This is a genomic window from Marinomonas foliarum (genome assembly GCF_003337275.1).
Lineage (GTDB): Bacteria > Pseudomonadota > Gammaproteobacteria > Pseudomonadales > Marinomonadaceae > Marinomonas > Marinomonas foliarum.
Genome location: NZ_QPJQ01000019.1, coordinates 1 through 18,680 on the forward strand (window position 1 = coordinate 1; position 18,680 = coordinate 18,680).

The following is an 18,680-nucleotide window of genomic DNA, read 5'->3' on the forward strand; positions in this document are numbered from 1 at the left end:
CAAGGCTGTTGAGAGGCTTGAGCCGTATGAGGGGTGACTCTCAAGTACGGTTCTTAGGGGAGGATGGTGTGGTAACACACTGTCCTTACCCGACTGATGGTGGCGTGTATCGGCCTTCATAGCGCAACTGCTTAAATTGAATTCGGCACATTAACTGATCCAAAGGTGTTCCACCCCACATATCCGCTTCTGTCAACTTAGCTGGCTTAAAAGACAAAGCCGAAGTAGGTTGAGTTTCTGCCGCATAATCACCAGGAATAGTGCCCTGTGGTGCTGGCTCTTCAGTAATAGGGAAAATAGGTTCGCCTGTTTTTCTGTTCAACACATACACATCACCTTGCTTGGTTGGTACAACCAAAGCTGGCTGTCTACCTGTTGGTGTATCTAAATCCAGCAAAGCAGGTTGAGCTGGTGTATCCATATCCCATAAATCATGGTGAACAAACTGTTGAACCCAAGCAACCTGACCGGTTTCAAGGCTCAAAGCCACAACAGAAGTCGCGTATTTTTCCTCTGCTGGTGAACGATACATACCTAGTTGATCAGGTGTGCGGTTCCCCATAGGGAAGTACACCAAACCAAGCTCTTCATCTGCACTGGCAACAGACCAGCTATTTGGAGAGCTTGTCGCGTAAGTCTCATCAGGACCAATTGGCGCAGTATCATCTGGGTAGCCAGAATCCCAGTTCCACTTTAATTCTCCCGTTTTAACATCGTAAGCACGAATCACACCTGAAGGAGAGTTCACCGCGTAGTTATCATTCACAGAACCTGCAACTATAACCACATCACCAGCAACAAGCGGTGGAGATGTCGAATAATAATAGCCAGATTGAGTAAATGGCATGTTGTGCATTAGGTCTAATTCGCCGTTATCCGCAAAATTAGCGCAACGCGCACCCGTAGTAGGGTCTACCGCCAACAAACGTGCATCAGAGGTCGGCAAAAACAACTGCGCATCACATTGCATGCTAGTTAGACTTTGCGCTGGCACAGTCAGTTTTTGAACAGGCGGGAGTTTTGCGTTATCAGATGGCGGCAAATATGACACGCCGCGACAGGTTTGATGTTGTCGCTGACTCTCAGCTGGCACTTTCGCATCATAAACCCACTGCTCTTCACCACTATCTGCATCCAATGCCACAATCCAATTGTGTGGAGTACAAATATAAAGTGCATTACCCAGTTTTAAAGGAGTTGCCTCATAGGTTGTTTCACCTACATCTTTTGGTCCTTTCTTATCGCCTGTTTGATATTGCCAAGCCACTTGAAGTTGATCAGCATTATCAGGGGTTATCTGTGCCAAAGGCGAAAAGCGCTGACCTAGATTACTACGTCCATATGCGTCCCAGTCACCTTGAGCAACATCGCCAATGTCGGCATCAGGAATACTCACCGAACGAGTCATTTGACCTTCGATCGTGGTAGGCGATGTCATAAATAAAGGCGAGATAGTCACCAAGGCTGTTGCTAACCAAACTGGAAATAACAAACGTCCGCCTGCAGGTCGTTTGAAGAATGCAAATAACAGAAGAGGAATAGCTAGAACTAAGAAAAGCCCCATTCGAGTCGCCAACGGCCACCAGCTTAAGCCAGATTCCATAATCGACCAAATCAAGGTCCCCACTAACAACATCGCATAAATAAGATTCGCTATTTTATTACGTTTTCTTAGCAATAGAGCAACGGCAATAAATGCAACGCCAGCAGCAACGTAATAAAAGCTACCATCAAGAGCAACTAACCAGCCGCCACCTAATAGCAACGCCAGCCCTATTGCTAAGAAAAGTACCGAGAGAATTATCATATAACCTAATCCCTTTGTGTTTAATTCATTTAGTTTATAAGTTAGGAGAAAATTGGCCGTAGCACAGCCACTACTCCTATATATACCTTAGATAATGACAACCCAAAGAAAAAGTGTAGAGTACAAAATGACAAAATAGACTCTTTTCTTACATATTTACAATGCAAACTTGGGCACAATTCACTCTTTTGCCCACCTAGTGATCACATCATGACCATAGACACCATCCAACTTAGACTGAATCACCTGTGGTGCAAAGCACCCTGCTGCTTGAAGCGCCCTTAATTTCGCCTTACCAAACACACCACCATGCATATGATATAAACCAGCATTGGCTTTCGACATTTGCTGTACTTTAGTTGCTCTTGGCTTTCGGATTTGCTCATACTTAGTCAATGCGACACTCCATTCATAGCGCAACAAATATTCAGCCAAAACATACCCATCTTCAATCGCCATAGCCGCTCCTTGTGCCATAAAGGGCAGCATTGGATGACAGGCATCGCCTATCAAAACCACTCGCCCATGGCGCCAAGTAGGCAACTCATCACGGCCATTCAATGCCCATAAAAAAGTACTGCTGGCGGCAGCAACCAACTGACTAACTTCTGGATGCCAATCAGCAAAAGCTTGCCTTAACTCTTCAACATCCCCTTCTTCACGCCATGATTCAGATTGCCAATCACTGCGTTCTTCTACCGCGACAAAGTTAACGTAATCACCACCACGCAGGTAATAACTAACGAAATGTCGACCAGGCCCCGCCCAAACACAAGCATCAGGTTTCACATCGACAGTCAGGTCGCTCGCAGAAATAACACCACGCCATGCCACCTGGCCCATAAAAGTGGGACGTTCTTCGCCAAGCATTTGCTCACGCACTTTTGAACGAAGACCATCCGCCCCGATCAGTATGTCACCATAAAACTCTCGTCCATCTTCGAGTAGCACATAGACTTGATTTAGCTCCGCATCCTCGCGATAAGCTGTCACCATTGAATTTAGTACCAACTCAACACCAGCTTGGGAGCACGCTTGTGCCAATACTTGATGTAAATCAGCTCGATGCAAATGCCAATAAGGCGCGCCATATCGTGCTTCTGCCTGCTCGCCTAATGGAGATTTAAGATAATACTCTCCCGTTTTATAATGCCGAATAGCCGCATGCTGTGGCACAAAAGCGAACGCACTAAGTTCAGGCTCTAAACCGAGCTCACGCAGCACCTTCATGGCATTCGGACTCATTTGTAAACCGGCGCCAACTTCACCAAGCGCTTGAGCTTGCTCAAGTACGACGACATGCACACCCTGTTTAGCCAATGCCAACGCAGCACACAATCCACCAATGCCTGCACCAGCCACCAAAACACGACTAACCAAAGCCACTTTTCTATCCTTTTCTGAGGGAATTTTAACAACAACACATACCACCAATAGTATCGAATTTTAAAGGTAATAAAACCGACCCATGTCACATACCAAGAAATTAAATAACGCTACTATTTTTAAAATACAGTGGCTCGATCCTTGCTATGTTTAATAAGCGTTACAAAAAAAATCTGCATTAAGCATGTAATTAAGGTAATGATATAACTAGATTTAGTTTTAGAAAGTATAGGCCCAGCCCAATATAGGGCGAGGACACAAAAATAATACGTGAATGTGTGCTAGTTTGAAGCACTCACCTCCGGCTTTATTAAGAGAACGAGGTATACATGGAAAAACTAACAAGCCAGTACCAAACATCTGTTTTTTTTGATGAGTTAATCGATAACAAAGGCACACCAAGATCCCCTGCAAAACAACTTTTGGGATATTTAGACAGCCTGTCAGAAGATGAATTAGAAAAAAGACGCCTTGCCGCAGAAGCAACAATCCAAGAAATGGGCATCAGCTTCACCGTTTATACAGAAGAAGGCAATATAGACAGAGCATGGCCTTTCGATATTGTCCCTCGAACCATAGAAGCATCAGATTGGAAAGTCGCTGAAGCGGGTCTCAAACAACGCCTAAAAGCCCTCAACCTTTTCATCAACGACCTCTACCACGACCAAAACGTCATCAAAGATGGCATCATCCCAGAACATATCATCAAAGACTCAAAAAACTTTAGACCAGAATGCGTCGGTGTATCGCCAGCATACGGCGTATGGGCACATATTTGTGGTACCGATTTAGTGCGAGATGAAAACGGCGATTTCTTTGTCTTAGAAGATAACCTACGTGTGCCCTCTGGCGTATCATACATGCTAGAAAACCGTGCTATAACCAAACGAGTCTTGCCCGAGATGTTTGAAAACGAATCTATCTTACCTGTCGACTCTTACACATCTCAGCTCTTCGACACCTTAGCCGCGCTTTCACCTCGCGACATAGAAAACCCTGAAATTGTGGTATTAACACCCGGTATCTATAATTCTGCCTATTTTGAACACGCATTTTTAGCACAGCAAATGGGTGCAGAGCTGGTCGAAGGTAGCGATTTGTTTGTCGACAGCGACGACTGTGTTTATATGAAAACCATCGATGGCCCAGAACGTGTCGATGTTATTTATCGTCGTATTGACGACTTATTCATCGATCCAGAAGCCTTTGATCCAGAATCCGTGCTGGGTGTTGCAGGATTAATGCGAGCATGGCGTGCGGGCAATGTGGCCTTGGCAAATGCACCAGGTGCAGGCGTTGCCGACGACAAAGTCGTTTACGCTTATGTTCCAGACATCATTCGCTACTTCCTAAAAGAAGAACCTATTCTTAAAAACGTTGAGACTTTCTTGTGTGATGACCCAGAACAACGCGCCTACGTACTCGAAAACCTCGACAAATTAGTAGTCAAACCCGCTAATGAGTCAGGCGGTTATGGCATGCTGGTTGGACCACATTCGACCAAAAAAGATCAAGCACTGTTTGCAGAGTTAATCACCAAAAACCCTCGCAACTACATTGCTCAACCAACGCTAAAATTATCCACCGCACCAACACTTATTTCCAAAGGTATCTTAGAGCCACGGCACTTAGATCTTCGCCCGTTCATTTTGCAAGCCAAAGACACCTATGTCACCACCGGTGGATTAACGCGCGTTGCAATGAAAAAAGGCTCCTTGGTCGTTAATTCGTCACAAGGTGGTGGTAGTAAAGACACTTGGATTGTTGAAACAAAGGGGCAGTAATCATGTTATCTAGAGTCGCAGAACGCTTATATTGGAGCGCACGGTATTTGGAGCGCGTTGAGAACACAGCCCGTTTAGTCAGCGTTTATGACGAGCTGCTATTTGACCTACCTAAAAGTATTGAAGTGTCTTGGTACAATTTAATCGAAATTTTAAGTGGCGAAGAAACCTTTGAGCAAAGATACAAGGTCAAAGACGAACGCAATGTTGTTAAATTTCTCCTAGCCGATGACACCAACTCCAGCTCCATGTTGTCGTCATTAAAGATGGTTCGAGAAAACATTCGTACAACACGTGATGCGGTTCCTAAAGAAACATGGGAGCTAATCAATGAGCTGGACTTATATGCTCAACAGAATATTAAACAAGGCATTAATCGCTCAGAGCGTCATCTGTTCTTAAACACCATTATTGAAGGCTGTCAGAAAATCATCGGTTTGTTTGCTGGCGCCATGAGTCGAGATTCAGGTTGGCACTTCTTGATTATGGGGCGTTATTTAGAGCGTGCAGATATGGGCACTCGTATTCTTGATGCTGCCGTATCCTTGATGTTGAAGTCAGAGCTCGAAGCCAGAATCCAACTTGGCCAAGTGACTTGGTCAAAAGTATTAAAATCACAAAGTGCGTATTTGGATTATCGTCGCACCGTTCGAACCTCTATCAACGGAGCCAAAGCAACGACATTCTTGATGAACGACCCATGCTTTCCTCGCAGCTTAAAGTATTGCTTGGGACAAATAGGCGAAGCGGCGACAAAATTACCCCGCGCAGGTTTGATTACCGCTCAAGTAGATAAACTTTTAGAGTTTGATTACCCAATCCATAGTTCAGAAGATTTGGATGAAGATTTCCATAACCATCTCAATGATATACAGATTGCCATTATCGAAATAAACCACCAGATCACCGAAAACTGGTTTCATTTTCGGCAAGGAGACGCTGCATGACCATTAGAGTCGCAATACAGCACAAGACTACCTACGAGTTTGATCGTTTTATCAATGTGGCTCCCCACGTTTTAAGACTGCAACCGGCGGCGCACTCACGTACAAAAATCCATGCTTACTCGCTCAAAGTATTGCCTGAAACGCATTTTCTTAATGTGCAACAAGACCCATTTGGTAACTTCCAAACTCGCTTAGTATTTCCTGAAAAGACCAATAAGCTAGAGTTTTACGTAGAAGTTATTGCTGATATGACGGTGATCAATCCATTTGATTTCTTCGTGGAAAGCTACGCGGAAGAGTATCCTTTTGCCTACGACAAAGCCCTGAAAAAGGAGCTAGAACCTTATTTACAAGTCACCGAATCTTGTTCTTTATTAGATAAATGGCTATCAACTGTTGATCGTAAAAACACACCAATCAACGATTTTCTCGTGGCAATAAATAGTCGTTTAGCGGGCGATATTGGATACGGAATCCGCCTAGAGCCAGGTGTTCAGACCTGCGAAGAAACCCTGACCCTGAAAAAAGGCTCTTGCCGAGACACCTCTTGGCTATTGGTACAAATTCTTCGTAGCCTTGGTTTAGCAGCACGCTTCGCATCTGGCTATCTTGTCCAGCTAACCTCTGATGTGAAAGCTCTCGACGGCCCATCAGGTCCTGAAGAAGATTTCACCGACTTACACGCATGGTGTGAAGTCTTTTTACCAGGCGCAGGCTGGGTTGGATTAGACCCAACTTCAGGGCTATTCGCTGGCGAAGGCCACATCCCATTAGCTTGTACCCCAGAACCTGCCTCCGCAGCGCCGATCACAGGCTTAATTGACGAATGTGAATGCGAATTTAGTTACAGCAACATTGTGACTCGTATTCATGAAGATCCTCGTGTAACCAAACCCTATGCCGAAGGCGAATGGGACACCATCAAAGCCCTAGGTTTTGCGGTCGACAAACAGCTTGAAGACGGTGACGTCCGTCTGACAATGGGTGGTGAGCCAACGTTCGTATCCATCGACGACATGGATTCAGAACAGTGGAACACCGGAGCATTGGGTGCAGAAAAACTCAAATTAGCCAAAGACTTGCTAATCAAAATGAAGCAAGAATTCGGTGCTAACGGCCTACTTCATTATGGCCAAGGCAAATGGTATCCGGGTGAAGAAGTACCGCGTTGGGCACTGGGTTGTTTCTGGCGTACCGACGGCGAAGCCCTGTGGAATGATCCGAAATATTTAGCACGCGTAGACAAAGACTACAAACACACCATCAAAGACGCACAAGCCTTTGGTGAACTCTTGTGTGATAAGCTCGCGCTGGATAAGCAATACCTTCAAAGCACTTACGAAGACACCCTGTATTATTTGTGGATGGAACAATCCCTTCCTGCGGATGCCGACCCAACCAAAGCGGACTTAAAAGACGACTTAGAACGCCGCCGTCTAGCGAAACTGCTTAGCCGTGGTTTAAGCACTACAACAGGCTACGTTTTACCGTTAGAGTTCGATACGGTAAATAATCGTTGGAGCAGCTCCCTTTGGCCTATGCGCAGTGACGTTATCACCTTGATTCCGGGCGACAGCCCGATGGGTTATCGTTTGCCACTGAATTCTTTGCCAGCGCAAGCCGAAGAAGATCGTATTCCTGAGCGTGACCCGTTCGATCCTCGCCAACCTTTGGCAAACAAAAAAGACAACGCCGTGTTAGACAGCGTCGCCAAACAGCACTTCGCTAAAAAAGCAGCACCATCAAAACCAGCGTTAGCACCTGAGAATACACTTAAAAACGTAATTCGTACCACATTGTGTATCGAACCACGTGATGGGCGCTTGCATGTGTTCATGCCACCCATGACGCATCTTGAACATTTTGTCGAGGTTCTTGAGCATCTTGAAGCGGTGGCAAAAGCCCTTGATAAACCTATTGTTGTCGAAGGTTACGAACCACCAAAAGACCCACGTTTGCAAAAGTTTTTGATCACGCCAGATCCAGGGGTTATTGAGGTTAACATTCACCCTGCGGCGAGCTGGAAAGAACTGGTTCACAATACTGAAACCTTGTATCACCAAGCTTATCTTTCTCGTCTTGGCGCCGAGAAATTCATGCTGGATGGTCGCCACACAGGAACAGGTGGCGGTAACCACGTGACCCTAGGTGGCCGCACACCAGCAGACAGCCCGCTGTTGCGTCGCCCTGAATTACTACAAAGCTTAGTGACTTTCTGGCAGCATCACCCTGGTTTGTCTTACCTTTTCTCTGGCATGTTCATTGGCCCAACCAGCCAAGCGCCACGTCCAGACGAAGGACGAGATGAAGCTTTGTATGAAATGGAAATCGCTTTCCAAAACATGCCGGAAGGCTTAGTCGATGAACCTTGGTTAGCCGATCGTTTGATGCGTAACTTGCTGGTCGACATCACTGGCAACACCCATCGCTCTGAATTCTGTATCGATAAGCTTTACGCAGCTGGCAGCGCCAGTGGTCGACAAGGTTTATTAGAATTCCGTGGTTTTGAAATGCCACCGCATCCGCACATGTCTCTGGTACAAATGCTGCTGTTGCGCTGCTTAGTGGCACGCTTTTGGAAAGCCCCCTACAAAAAACCTTTGGTACGTTGGGGCACAAGCCTTCATGACAAATTCATGCTGCCGCATTTTGTTTGGCAAGATGTCAAAGAAGTGGTCGAAGACCTTCAGCGCCATGGCTTCCCATTCAAACTTGAATGGCTAGCTCCGTTTGAAGAATTCCGCTTCCCTCATTACGGTCGTCAGCAAATTGATGACATGGAAATTGAACTTCGTTGGGCAATTGAGCCCTGGCATGTATTAGGTGAAGAAATTACCGGATCGGGCACCGCTCGTTATGTGGACTCTTCCGTCGAACGCTTGCAGGTAAAACTATCTGGTTTAACCGATGGACGTTACGTGCTGAGCTGTAATGGTCGCCGCGTGCCGATTCGTTCCACTGGCCGTAAAGGCGAATACGTGGGTGCGGTTCGCTATAAAGCTTGGGCGCCACCATCTGCGTTGCACCCCACTTTGGGCATTGATGCGCCGTTAGTATTTGATTTGATTGATACTTGGAACGGCTTATCTGTTGGCGGTTGTACCTATCATGTGTCTCATCCTGGTGGACGAACCTACGATAATGTACCGGTCAACAGCAACGAAGCAGAAGCACGCCGAGTTAACCGTTTTTGGGATCATGGCTTCACTCAAGGCACATTATCCCCACCGCCAGCCTTTAGTGCACTGCGCTCTTTTTACCCGAATGGAGACAAGCCTCGCGCTATGTCGCCACCAGCAGAAGAGCCAATAAATGAATATCCTCATACATTAGATCTAAGGAAGCAGTATAATGTTCTCTAATAATTAATCTTTTAGGCTCAAGCTCATTATGCAACTTCAAACAGGTAACTTTGTAACGTCGGTAATAGATGAAAAACCGACGTTATCTTTCGCCTATGATAAACCGATAAATGCTTATGATGAGGCCTTCACGGAAGATCGCCAACCACGCGCACATTGGCACGATTTGCTGCGTAGTATAAGCAATCTATCGGACGAAGAAATGCTCGACAGACAGCGCCGTGCACAGCGTATTTTACGCGAAGACGGCGCTACCTATAATTTAACCAGTGACCCACTCACACCCAGTGTTTGGTCGCTGGATCTTATTCCTAATATTATCCCAACCGATGAATGGCTTGCCATCGAACAAGGTTTATCGCAACGCTCAAACTTATTCGACCTCATTTTAAAAGACCTTTATGGTCCACAAGAGTTACTAAAAAACGGCATTATTCCTTCAGAGATTATTTTTAGTCATCCAGGTTTTTTACGCCAATGCCACGGTGTTATGGTTCCTGGTGCCCATCAATTATTACATCATGCCGTCGATCTCGTGCGTGACCATACAGGCCAATTTCAAGTCATTGGCGATCGGACCCAAGCACCAAATGGCGCAGGCTATGCGTTGGAAAATCGTACAGTTGTATCTCGCGTTATTCCAAACAGTTTCCGTGATAGCCAAGTACGTCGTCTGGCAGGATTCTTTCAAGCCTTCAAAAACATGCTGTCTTCACTTGCCAGCCAATGGACGGACACGCCTCGTATCGTCATGCTATCACCCGGCGCCTACAGCAGTACCTATTTTGAGCAAGCTTACTTATCAAACTACCTTGGCTTTCCATTGGTGCAAGGCAGTGATTTAACAGTACGTAATGGCGCTGTTTGGATGAAATCCTTAAACGGTTTAGCTCGTGTTGATGTGATTTTACGTCGTGTCGATGATACCTATTGCGATCAAGCTGAACTAAGAGCGGACTCTTTCCTTGGTGTTCCAGGCTTATTAGAAGTAGTTCGAGCAGGCAATGTTGTACTTGCTAACCCATTGGGCAGCGGTATTTTAGAAGCGCCCGCTTTGATTAAATTCTTACCTGCTATTAGCGAATTTTTAACAGGTGAACAACTCACTTTGCCATCAGTTACAACATGGTGGTGTGGTGATAAAGATGATCTCGATTATGTGATCGCCAATATTGGAAATCTTATTATCAAACCTGCGATTCGCAGCCATAGCAGTAAGAGCATTTATGGTCATACACTGACTGAGAAAAAAAAGCTCAACATCGTAGAAAAAATTAAAAAAGCACCGCACCTTTTCACCGCACAAAACTATATTCCGGGCTCCATATCTCCCACTTGGTTAGACGGAAACTTACAATCGAGACCAAGCTTGTTACGAGCCTTCACCATTGCTAATCCGACCGGTTACACAGTCATGCCTGGTGGTTTATCGCGTGTTGGCGAATCAACAGAAGAAGCTATTGTTTCCAGCATTTCTAACTCAAAAAGCAAAGACACCTGGGTTATTGCGGCAGAGCCAGAAGCACCAAAAACGTTACTTAACGATCAAGTATTACTGCAAGACGAAGCCTTACAAGCAAACTTACCAAGCCGAGTGGTAGAGAACCTATTTTGGATGGGGCGCTATGCAGAACGAGCTGAAATTAGCATGCGTTTATTACGGACTATTTTTAAACAGATGAATGGTATCGATCCACTGCCAGAAGAAAGCCGACGCATGCTCCTTGAAATGGCATCGACACAAACTGGTTGCTTGCCCGGCTTCTTAGAAGCCGACGAAAATTTGCTAGAGAACCCAGAAGCTGAACTAATCTCTATGATTACCGATGGCAGCCGTGCTGGGTCAATCAAAGCCAATTTACAAGCCATGTTAAGTTGCAGCGAACAAGTCAAAGAGATGCTGTCTGCAGATACTCGCATCATCATTAATGAACTGCGCGACCATATCCATGAGCTAGACCGCGCTTACACGAACGGCCTGCCTTCTGCGCCAGAAGAGTCATTAGACAGCCTAGTTACTTCCTTGTTGGCGCTCTCCGGATTAAACCATGAAAGCATGTTACGCGGTTTAGATTGGACATTTCAGGAAATTGGCAGACGTACCGAACGGGCTCTGCAAACGGCAACTTTGCTACGTTCCGCGTTAACTACACCGCTTTCATCAGGACCACAGCAACAAATTTTAGAATCCGTTTTGTTAAGCGTAGAAGCGTTGATTTCTTTCCGTCGCCGTTATCGTAATCGCGCTCGTGTTGCTTACGGACTGGATCTATTAATGATTGATGGCAGTAATCCTCGCTCTTTACTCTACCAAGTAGAGCAGCTGCGTAAATGCATTAAAGAACTACCAAGAAATGAAACAAAAACCGCAGGCTTAAGCCCAGAAAACAAGATCATCTTAAAGTCGCTCAATGATATTCAGCTTGCCGATTTGGAAGAGCTTGCCGAAGTCGACATAGACAGCCAAAGCCGTCTGAAGTTAGAACAACTCATGACCGAGCTTTTAGATCAGCTTGAGCAATTCACTGTCCTCATTAGTGATAAGTATTTTGACCATACCGCTGGACCGCAGTCATTGACTGAAGTCGCCATAGGGATAAGTCTATGAGATACCGCGTTCGCCATATAACAGAATATACTTATGGAGCACCGGTGAGCTTATGTTACAACATGGCTCACCTGTTACCACGAGACACGCGTAATCAGCGCTGCTTACATCAAAAAGTACAAATCAATCCGCCACCAGTTTATCAAAATGATGGCGAAGATTATTTCGGTAATCAGACGTTTTATTTTTCGATTCAAGAAGCGCACAAAAAACTCGTGATTGATGTCACTACCGATTTCGAAATCTCGCCATTAGATGTGCTGCAATGGCAAACGCAGAGCTCGCTTACCTGTGGTCAGTTACGTGAGCAATTAGCTAATCCAAACACACCTGAATTACGTATGGCAAAAGAATACTTACTAGATTCGCCGCAAATACGCTGTTCAGAAGATCTAAAAGCTTATGCGCAAAGTACTTTTGCTGACGACAAACCAGTCTTGCAGGCGGCGCTGGCTTTCACCCATAAGATCTTCTCCGAGTTCAAATTCGACCCAACAACGACAACCGTTGCGACACCACTTGAACAAGTACTTAAACAACGCAGTGGCGTGTGTCAGGATTTCGCTCACTTAGCGATTGGCTGCTTGCGCTCGGTTGGCATTCCAGCACGCTATATGAGCGGCTACCTAGAAACCTTGCCACCACCGGGGCAAGAAAAGCTTGTTGGTGCTGATGCGTCTCACGCTTGGTTCGCCGTACTTATTCCAGAATTAGGCTGGGTAGAATTTGATCCAACTAATGATTTGATGCCAAGCGACCAACACATAGTCACCGCATGGGGTCGAGATTATGCCGATGTCACTCCATTGCAAGGCGTCATATTTGAAGGTGGTGGCTCTCAGCAATTAGCAGTTTCGGTAGATGTAAAGCGGGTCTAACGAGAAACCGCCCTTTGCTCGTTATAATCAGGTACATATTTCACAGTTTCTGTGCTGTTTAAATATGTACAATTATCGAGCAAAAGCCATACTACATAGCATGTAGAGACGATATAAGGTAAGCTTCGCGAAATTCTTGCATAACCTGACTTTTCAGCTTTGCACCTGCCTTTATAAAACATGAGAACATCTATGAGTTTCGACAAACTTGGGCTTTCTGCCCCCATCCTAAAAGCCATTGAAGATCAAGGCTATACTGAGCCGTCTGCAATTCAAGCTCAGGCAATACCAGCCATTCTTGAAGGCCAAGATGTGATGGCCGCGGCTCAAACAGGGACAGGCAAAACAGCCGGTTTTACCCTACCCTTGCTTGAAATTCTAAGTAAAGGCGAACACGCGCAAAGCAATCAAGTCCGTGCATTGGTATTAACGCCAACACGTGAACTAGCGGCTCAAGTTGCTGAAAACGTAAAAAACTATGGTCAGCATTTAGGTCTTAAATCGACTGTTGTATTTGGTGGCGTAAAAATCAATCCTCAAATGATGGCCCTTCGCCGCGGCGCTGATATTCTTATCGCCACGCCTGGCCGCATGATGGATTTGTACAATCAAAAAGCCGTACGTTTCGATAAGCTAGAAGTCCTTGTTCTAGACGAAGCCGACCGCATGTTGGACATGGGTTTTATCCATGACATCAAAAAAATCTTAGCGATACTTCCAAAGAAACGTCAGAACTTATTGTTCTCTGCAACCTTCTCTCCAGAAATACGCCAGCTAGCAAAAGGTTTAGTAAACAACCCTGTTGAAATTTCAGTTACGCCGCGCAACGCGACAGCCGTTTCTGTTGAGCAATGGTTACATCCTGTCGACAAAAAACGTAAAACGGAATTGTTAATTCAACTGATTGCCCAAGGTCGCTGGGATCAAGCCTTAGTATTTTCTCGCACCAAGCACGGCGCTAATAAAATCACCAAACAGCTAGAAGACGCCGGTATTCGTGCCAGCGCGATTCACGGCAATAAAAGCCAAGGCGCACGTACTCGTGCCTTAGCAGACTTTAAAGAAGGCCGCATTCGAATCCTTGTGGCAACCGACATCGCCGCTCGTGGACTAGATATCGAACAGCTACCTCACGTGGTCAACTTTGACTTACCAGACGTGGCTGAAGATTACGTTCACCGTATTGGTCGTACTGGCCGTGCGGGTGCAACAGGCAAAGCAATTTCATTGGTTGCTGCAGATGAATTAGACCAGCTACGCGCTATTGAACGTTTAACTCAGAAGCTCATTGAGCGTCGCTACGAAGATGACTTCATGCCAACACACATGTTGCCTGATACCACTCTGGATACGCGTCCAATCAAACCAAACAAACCTAAAAAGCCAAAAGCACCACGTGATCAACAGGGTGCAGCAAGACAAGGCAATGGCGCGAAACAGGGTGGCAATCCAGCGAAAGGTAATGCACCTAAATCTGGTAACCGTCGCCCAGCAGCACCAAAAGCAGAAATGACACCAGGCCAAGGTCTGCGTAGCAAGCCTCTAGCGCCAGCGCGTCGTAATCGTAAGCCTGATTAATTTTTGACACATCTGCTACAATAATTAAAGCCACAGTGAGCACTCGCCACTGTGGCTTTTCTTTGGACAATGCATAAAATTAGATAACAACTAACTTATTTCAAGGATGTGTCATGGGAATCATTCTTCTTCCTCTGTTTTTATTTTGGGCAATCTGCTTCCTTTTCTCTCTTCGAATAGGCTATGTTTTATTGAAAGAAGAAAAGCTATTTGTCTATAAAATCCTGCCAGCCATTACATCCATATTCCTCGCCTTCGCCTATACAACACTGTCTCTAAACCAGTATAAAAACAGCGAATCTCTTTGGGCATTCGAAATTATGTCTTACTTCTTATTTAACCTAAATGCTGCCGTTCTATACTTAGCTGCGCTGCTGTCTTACTTCACCCTAAGAAATCGAATAAAAAATCCATCGATCAAATCTCTTATTTTCATCATCGCATTATCTATTTCTTTAGGCACTTTACTTGGCGCTTTTGGTAGCGAAGCTTTTATGGAAAAAAACAATATTGAGCAGACTTATTAGAAGAGGATGGCATCAGGTTCTCAATTACAAAACCTGATGCCATCCTTAGCAATCACTAACTCAATTTATAAGAGCTAATTTCTTTCAATACACTTTCAAAACGCTCTCCAGCCTGAACAGAACCTTCATCAGTTTTGTTCACCATATCCAGAATTCGCTCCGAACGTTCGCTGACATTCTGAATATTCTTATTAATTTCTTCCGATACCTGAGATTGTTCTTCTGACGCGGTAGCAACACGCTCAATTGTTTGAGCTAATTGCTCAATCGCATCAAACAAGCCCTGCATCATGGTGACGTTTTCGCTGACAACATCAGAAGTTTGCGTAGCCATGCTGGCACACTGATCCATGGATTGTAGCGCACTCTTACCAGAACCGACCAAGGCTTCAATCATAGAACGAATTTCTTCTGTAGAGTTCTGCGTGCGCTGAGCAAGCGTTCTTACTTCATCCGCCACTACCGCAAAACCTCGCCCTTGTTCACCAGCACGGGCGGCTTCAATAGCAGCATTTAATGCCAATAAATTGGTTTGCTCAGCGATGGATTCAATGGTTTGCAAAATACTGCTAATTTGCTCTGTATGACTCGTAACAGACTGCACCGCTTTATATCCACCATTCACTTCTGAAGACAAATTAGCAATGGATTGTAGAATCGTCTGCATACGCGCTGACCCTTGGGTACTTTGCTCTCGAATACTCTCAGTAGCGTCTGCTGAAGACAGCATATCTTGGGAAATCGTATTACTGGTCAGCGACATTTCTTCTACTGCGGATGCCATCAGATCCGTTTGATTAAACTGGTCTTTGGTTTCTTGTAGTGCGGTTTTAGAATAGCCACTTAGCACATTCATACTTTCCTTTGATTCTGACGCCATATCCACCATCAAATGAAAAGATTCACTCAAATGGTCCAGATGCATGTTTAAATATTGAATAATCTCGCCCAACTCATCTTTTGACGTATTTTCAATTCGTCCCACCAAATTACGCTTTGAAGAGACATTTGATAACGCTTGGCTAATACGCTCCACCCGTTTGGACAGAGAACGTGTCAACGAGAACGCCAAGAAAATCACCGGTGTAATCAGTACAATAAAACCAATAATCAAACCATTACGATAAAGTTCACTGCGAGACGTTAACGCAGCACTGAGATTATTAATTTCGGAGCTAATTTTATCTGCAACTCCTTTTATCAAACCTATTTTCGCCGTAGCAAGTCCAAACCAATCTGCTGGGCCATTCACAGTAGAAACATCCTTCATCGCCAAAAAAGCATTTGTAGCCTGTGTGACAGCCTTCCAATTATCATTTTTCATCTCTGCACTCAGTAATGCTTCTTCTTTATCTGACGCCGTCACCATAAAGTGTTCTAACTGATGATTCTCATCTTCAATGAAAGCCGCGATCTGAGACTGACGCTTTAATGTTGTCGACTTAGCTGCATACACACCATTTAAAGCACCACGATATTGACCTGCACGCTCCTTCATCCACAATAGACTTAAGCGAGCCTCTAGTGCTTTGGCAATATCTCGGTTACTAATATCCAAAATCACGCGTTGAATGGAATTTAATGCTTGGCGGTTCACCTCCGAATAAAAATCAAACGCGCCATTATCGGCCGCTAAAGCATCAACTTTTTGTCGAACTTGATTCTTATCTTTCAACATCGCTAAAATAGGCGCTCTTAAGCGTTCTAGGCGCTCTACTGTAAGAACTTCAAAAGAACGACTCTCTAGATTTTTCAATGCGGCTTCCGCATTGTCCGCAATTTTACGCTGGGCCAATAAAGCATCTCTTCCGTTATTACCTTTACTGCCTAAAAAGCCCGCACTCAAACCCCGTTCAACCGCAAAATTATGAGCCACACCATCTAAAATAGATGACAACTTCACCATGTCCTCTGCGATACGCCCTTCATGAACACGTTCGTTTAAATCGTTAACTAAAAAGCCAACAATAATAATTGCAAACAGCGATGGTAAAATACCAACAATGGCTACCGATTGAGACACTTTTAGGTTTGAGAATAAGGACACTAGCCTCTCCTTGTCGTTGTTTTAAGAAAGCTTAGATTAAATTATGCACTTTGCATGCCCAGTACTTATTTTTTTACATTATCTAGATTTCAAATATTTTTCTTACTTCCTAAATGTCTATTTAATTCGATATGTTGGAAACAAAAAAACCACCCGAAGGTGGTTTTATATAAACAAAATTTCACTACCCAATAGAGTTAACTGTTTCTCAGCTCTGCTTCTGGCACTTCATCTTGTTCAAACACTTTCGAGTCAGTATGACCAAGCCATTTCGAGGTGATACTGCCTGCGGTCATGGCACCATTAACGTTCACAGCGGTACGCCCCATATCTATCAAAGGCTCAATAGAGATCAGTAAGCCAGCTAATGCAACAGGCATATCCAACGCCGACAACACAATCAAAGCCGCGAACGTCGCGCCACCACCAATGCCTGCAATACCAAATGAACTAATGGTAACGATGGCAATCAGTGAAATAATAAAGCTAGGGTCCAATGGATTAATGCCCACGGTTGGTGCAATCATCACGGCCAACATGGCTGGGTACAAACCAGCACAACCATTTTGCCCCATCGTCGCACCAAAAGATGCCGAAAAGTTTGACTCACCTTCACCGTTACCAAGGCGTTTGACCTGAGTATCGATATTCAATGGAATCGTTCCTGCGCTGGAGCGAGACGTAAAAGCAAACAACAACACAGGCAATACTTTCTTGAAGTAACGTAGTGGTGAAATACCGTTAAATGCCAACAAACATAAATGCATGACAAGAATCAGTGCTAGACCCACATAAGAAGCCACAACGAAGTTCAGCAACGTCAGTATGTCATCGACATTAGAACCAGCAACCACCTTAGTCATCAACGCCAAAATACCATATGGCGTAAGGCTTAACACCATACGAACCAAGGTTCTAACAATAGATTGAGCTACATCAACAAAACGCTCAAAACTAGCGCCTAATTCTGGCTCTTTACGAGCAACTGTTACACCAGCCACACCAACAAACGCAGCAAAGATAACCACAGCAATGGTTGAAGTTGGACGGCTACCCGCTAAGTCAGCGAAAGGGTTGCCAGGGAAGAACGATGTGATCATGTCAGCAAAAGAAACACTAGCCAGACCATCAAGACGTGTTTCCAATGCCGCACCACGTGCCATTTCGCGCGCACCTTGCACGATACCGTCAGCTGACAAGCCAAATAGGTTACTAACAAAAACGCCGATCAAAGCAGAAACCGCAGTGGTCGCCAACAAGATACCGATAATACCGCCAGACATCTTGCCCAAAGAGCCCGTGTCTTTCACCTTGATTATCGCGCCAATAATAGACACTAAAATCAACGGCATAATGATCATCTTCAGCAAGCTAACATAGCCATAACCAACGATATTCACATACTCTAACGTTTCATTGGTTTCAGCACTGCCAACACCATAGATAAACTGCAACGCAGCACCAAACGCCACACCAAGACCCAAACCTGTAAATACTTGAGTCGATAACGTCTTTTTCGCTTTTTGCAGTTTGAACAACAACGCGATTAACAAAGCGAACACCGCTAAGTTAATAATGGGATACAACATGGAGAAAAAACCTTAACAAATTAGTCATTGAACACCGGCTCCTTGCTTATCTAAACATCAATAAACACCGAAAACCGATAAGTTGCAGCAATGTTAACAAAATGCTGACTAAATGGATAAGAAGGAAAAATCATTACCTTATATAAGAAAAACGAATAAGGAAGAAA

Annotated in this window: 11 protein-coding genes; 7 read left to right on the top strand and 4 right to left on the bottom strand. The window is 44.8% G+C overall.

The window, feature by feature from the left end:
* Nucleotides 1-85: 85 nt before the first annotated feature.
* Nucleotides 86-1,807 carry a PQQ-binding-like beta-propeller repeat protein gene (locus tag DFP77_RS10890; protein WP_258861133.1) on the bottom strand — a complete coding sequence of 574 codons (1,722 nt, stop codon included), beginning with the start codon at nt 1,805-1,807 and terminating at the stop codon, nt 86-88.
* A gap of 180 nt (nt 1,808-1,987) precedes the next feature.
* Nucleotides 1,988-3,193, bottom strand: a complete 1,206-nt coding sequence (locus tag DFP77_RS10895; RefSeq protein WP_114412318.1) for an FAD-dependent monooxygenase — start codon at nt 3,191-3,193, stop codon at nt 1,988-1,990.
* Nucleotides 3,194-3,522: 329 nt separating this feature from the next.
* On the opposite strand from DFP77_RS10895, the gene DFP77_RS10900 reads away from it, so the two are divergent.
* The 7 genes from DFP77_RS10900 to DFP77_RS10930 all read left to right on the top strand — a co-directional run bounded on the left by DFP77_RS10900 (nt 3,523) and on the right by DFP77_RS10930 (nt 14,877).
* Nucleotides 3,523-4,977, top strand: a complete 1,455-nt coding sequence (locus DFP77_RS10900; RefSeq protein WP_114412319.1) for a circularly permuted type 2 ATP-grasp protein — start codon at nt 3,523-3,525, stop codon at nt 4,975-4,977.
* Nucleotides 4,978-4,979: 2 nt separating this feature from the next.
* Complete coding sequence (locus tag DFP77_RS10905) at nt 4,980-5,924, top strand: alpha-E domain-containing protein (protein ID WP_114412320.1); 945 nt, start codon at nt 4,980-4,982, stop codon at nt 5,922-5,924.
* Entirely contained in the window at nt 5,921-9,286 is a 3,366-nt protein-coding gene (locus DFP77_RS10910; protein ID WP_114412321.1) for a transglutaminase family protein, read from the top strand. The genes DFP77_RS10905 and DFP77_RS10910 overlap by 4 nt, the downstream gene beginning before the upstream one ends.
* Nucleotides 9,287-9,314: 28 nt before the next feature.
* Complete coding sequence (locus tag DFP77_RS10915) at nt 9,315-11,894, top strand: circularly permuted type 2 ATP-grasp protein (RefSeq protein WP_114412322.1); 2,580 nt, start codon at nt 9,315-9,317, stop codon at nt 11,892-11,894.
* Nucleotides 11,891-12,772, top strand: coding sequence for a transglutaminase family protein (locus DFP77_RS10920; protein WP_114412323.1), 882 nt, complete (start codon nt 11,891-11,893; stop codon nt 12,770-12,772). The genes DFP77_RS10915 and DFP77_RS10920 overlap by 4 nt, the downstream gene beginning before the upstream one ends.
* 192 nt (nt 12,773-12,964) lie before the next feature.
* On the top strand, nt 12,965-14,350 hold the full coding sequence (locus tag DFP77_RS10925; protein ID WP_114412324.1) for a DEAD/DEAH box helicase: 1,386 nt from the start codon (nt 12,965-12,967) through the stop codon (nt 14,348-14,350).
* A gap of 113 nt (nt 14,351-14,463) precedes the next feature.
* Nucleotides 14,464-14,877 carry a hypothetical protein gene (locus tag DFP77_RS10930; protein ID WP_114412325.1) on the top strand — a complete coding sequence of 138 codons (414 nt, stop codon included), beginning with the start codon at nt 14,464-14,466 and terminating at the stop codon, nt 14,875-14,877.
* A gap of 55 nt (nt 14,878-14,932) precedes the next feature.
* On the opposite strand, the gene DFP77_RS10935 is transcribed toward DFP77_RS10930, so the two are convergent.
* Both DFP77_RS10935 and DFP77_RS10940 read right to left on the bottom strand, forming a co-directional pair.
* The gene (locus DFP77_RS10935) at nt 14,933-16,924 is read right to left on the bottom strand and encodes a methyl-accepting chemotaxis protein (protein ID WP_114412326.1); all 1,992 of its coding nucleotides are present in this window, start codon (nt 16,922-16,924) and stop codon (nt 14,933-14,935) included.
* Nucleotides 16,925-17,121: 197 nt separating this feature from the next.
* Nucleotides 17,122-18,513, bottom strand: a complete 1,392-nt coding sequence (locus tag DFP77_RS10940; protein WP_114412327.1) for an L-cystine transporter — start codon at nt 18,511-18,513, stop codon at nt 17,122-17,124.
* Nucleotides 18,514-18,680: the final 167 nt, after the last annotated feature.

What these genes read in the sequence shown, in the direction of transcription:
- DFP77_RS10890 (WP_258861133.1), bottom strand. Translation starts at nt 1,807, where the DNA reads ATGATAATTCTCTCGGTACTTTTCTTAGCAATAGGGCTGGCGTTGCTA.
- DFP77_RS10900 (WP_114412319.1), top strand. Translation starts at nt 3,523, where the DNA reads ATGGAAAAACTAACAAGCCAGTACCAAACATCTGTTTTTTTTGATGAG.
- DFP77_RS10905 (WP_114412320.1), top strand. Translation starts at nt 4,980, where the DNA reads ATGTTATCTAGAGTCGCAGAACGCTTATATTGGAGCGCACGGTATTTG.
- DFP77_RS10910 (WP_114412321.1), top strand. Translation starts at nt 5,921, where the DNA reads ATGACCATTAGAGTCGCAATACAGCACAAGACTACCTACGAGTTTGAT.
- DFP77_RS10915 (WP_114412322.1), top strand. Translation starts at nt 9,315, where the DNA reads ATGCAACTTCAAACAGGTAACTTTGTAACGTCGGTAATAGATGAAAAA.
- DFP77_RS10920 (WP_114412323.1), top strand. Translation starts at nt 11,891, where the DNA reads ATGAGATACCGCGTTCGCCATATAACAGAATATACTTATGGAGCACCG.
- DFP77_RS10925 (WP_114412324.1), top strand. Translation starts at nt 12,965, where the DNA reads ATGAGTTTCGACAAACTTGGGCTTTCTGCCCCCATCCTAAAAGCCATT.
- DFP77_RS10930 (WP_114412325.1), top strand. Translation starts at nt 14,464, where the DNA reads ATGGGAATCATTCTTCTTCCTCTGTTTTTATTTTGGGCAATCTGCTTC.
- DFP77_RS10940 (WP_114412327.1), bottom strand. Translation starts at nt 18,513, where the DNA reads ATGTTGTATCCCATTATTAACTTAGCGGTGTTCGCTTTGTTAATCGCG.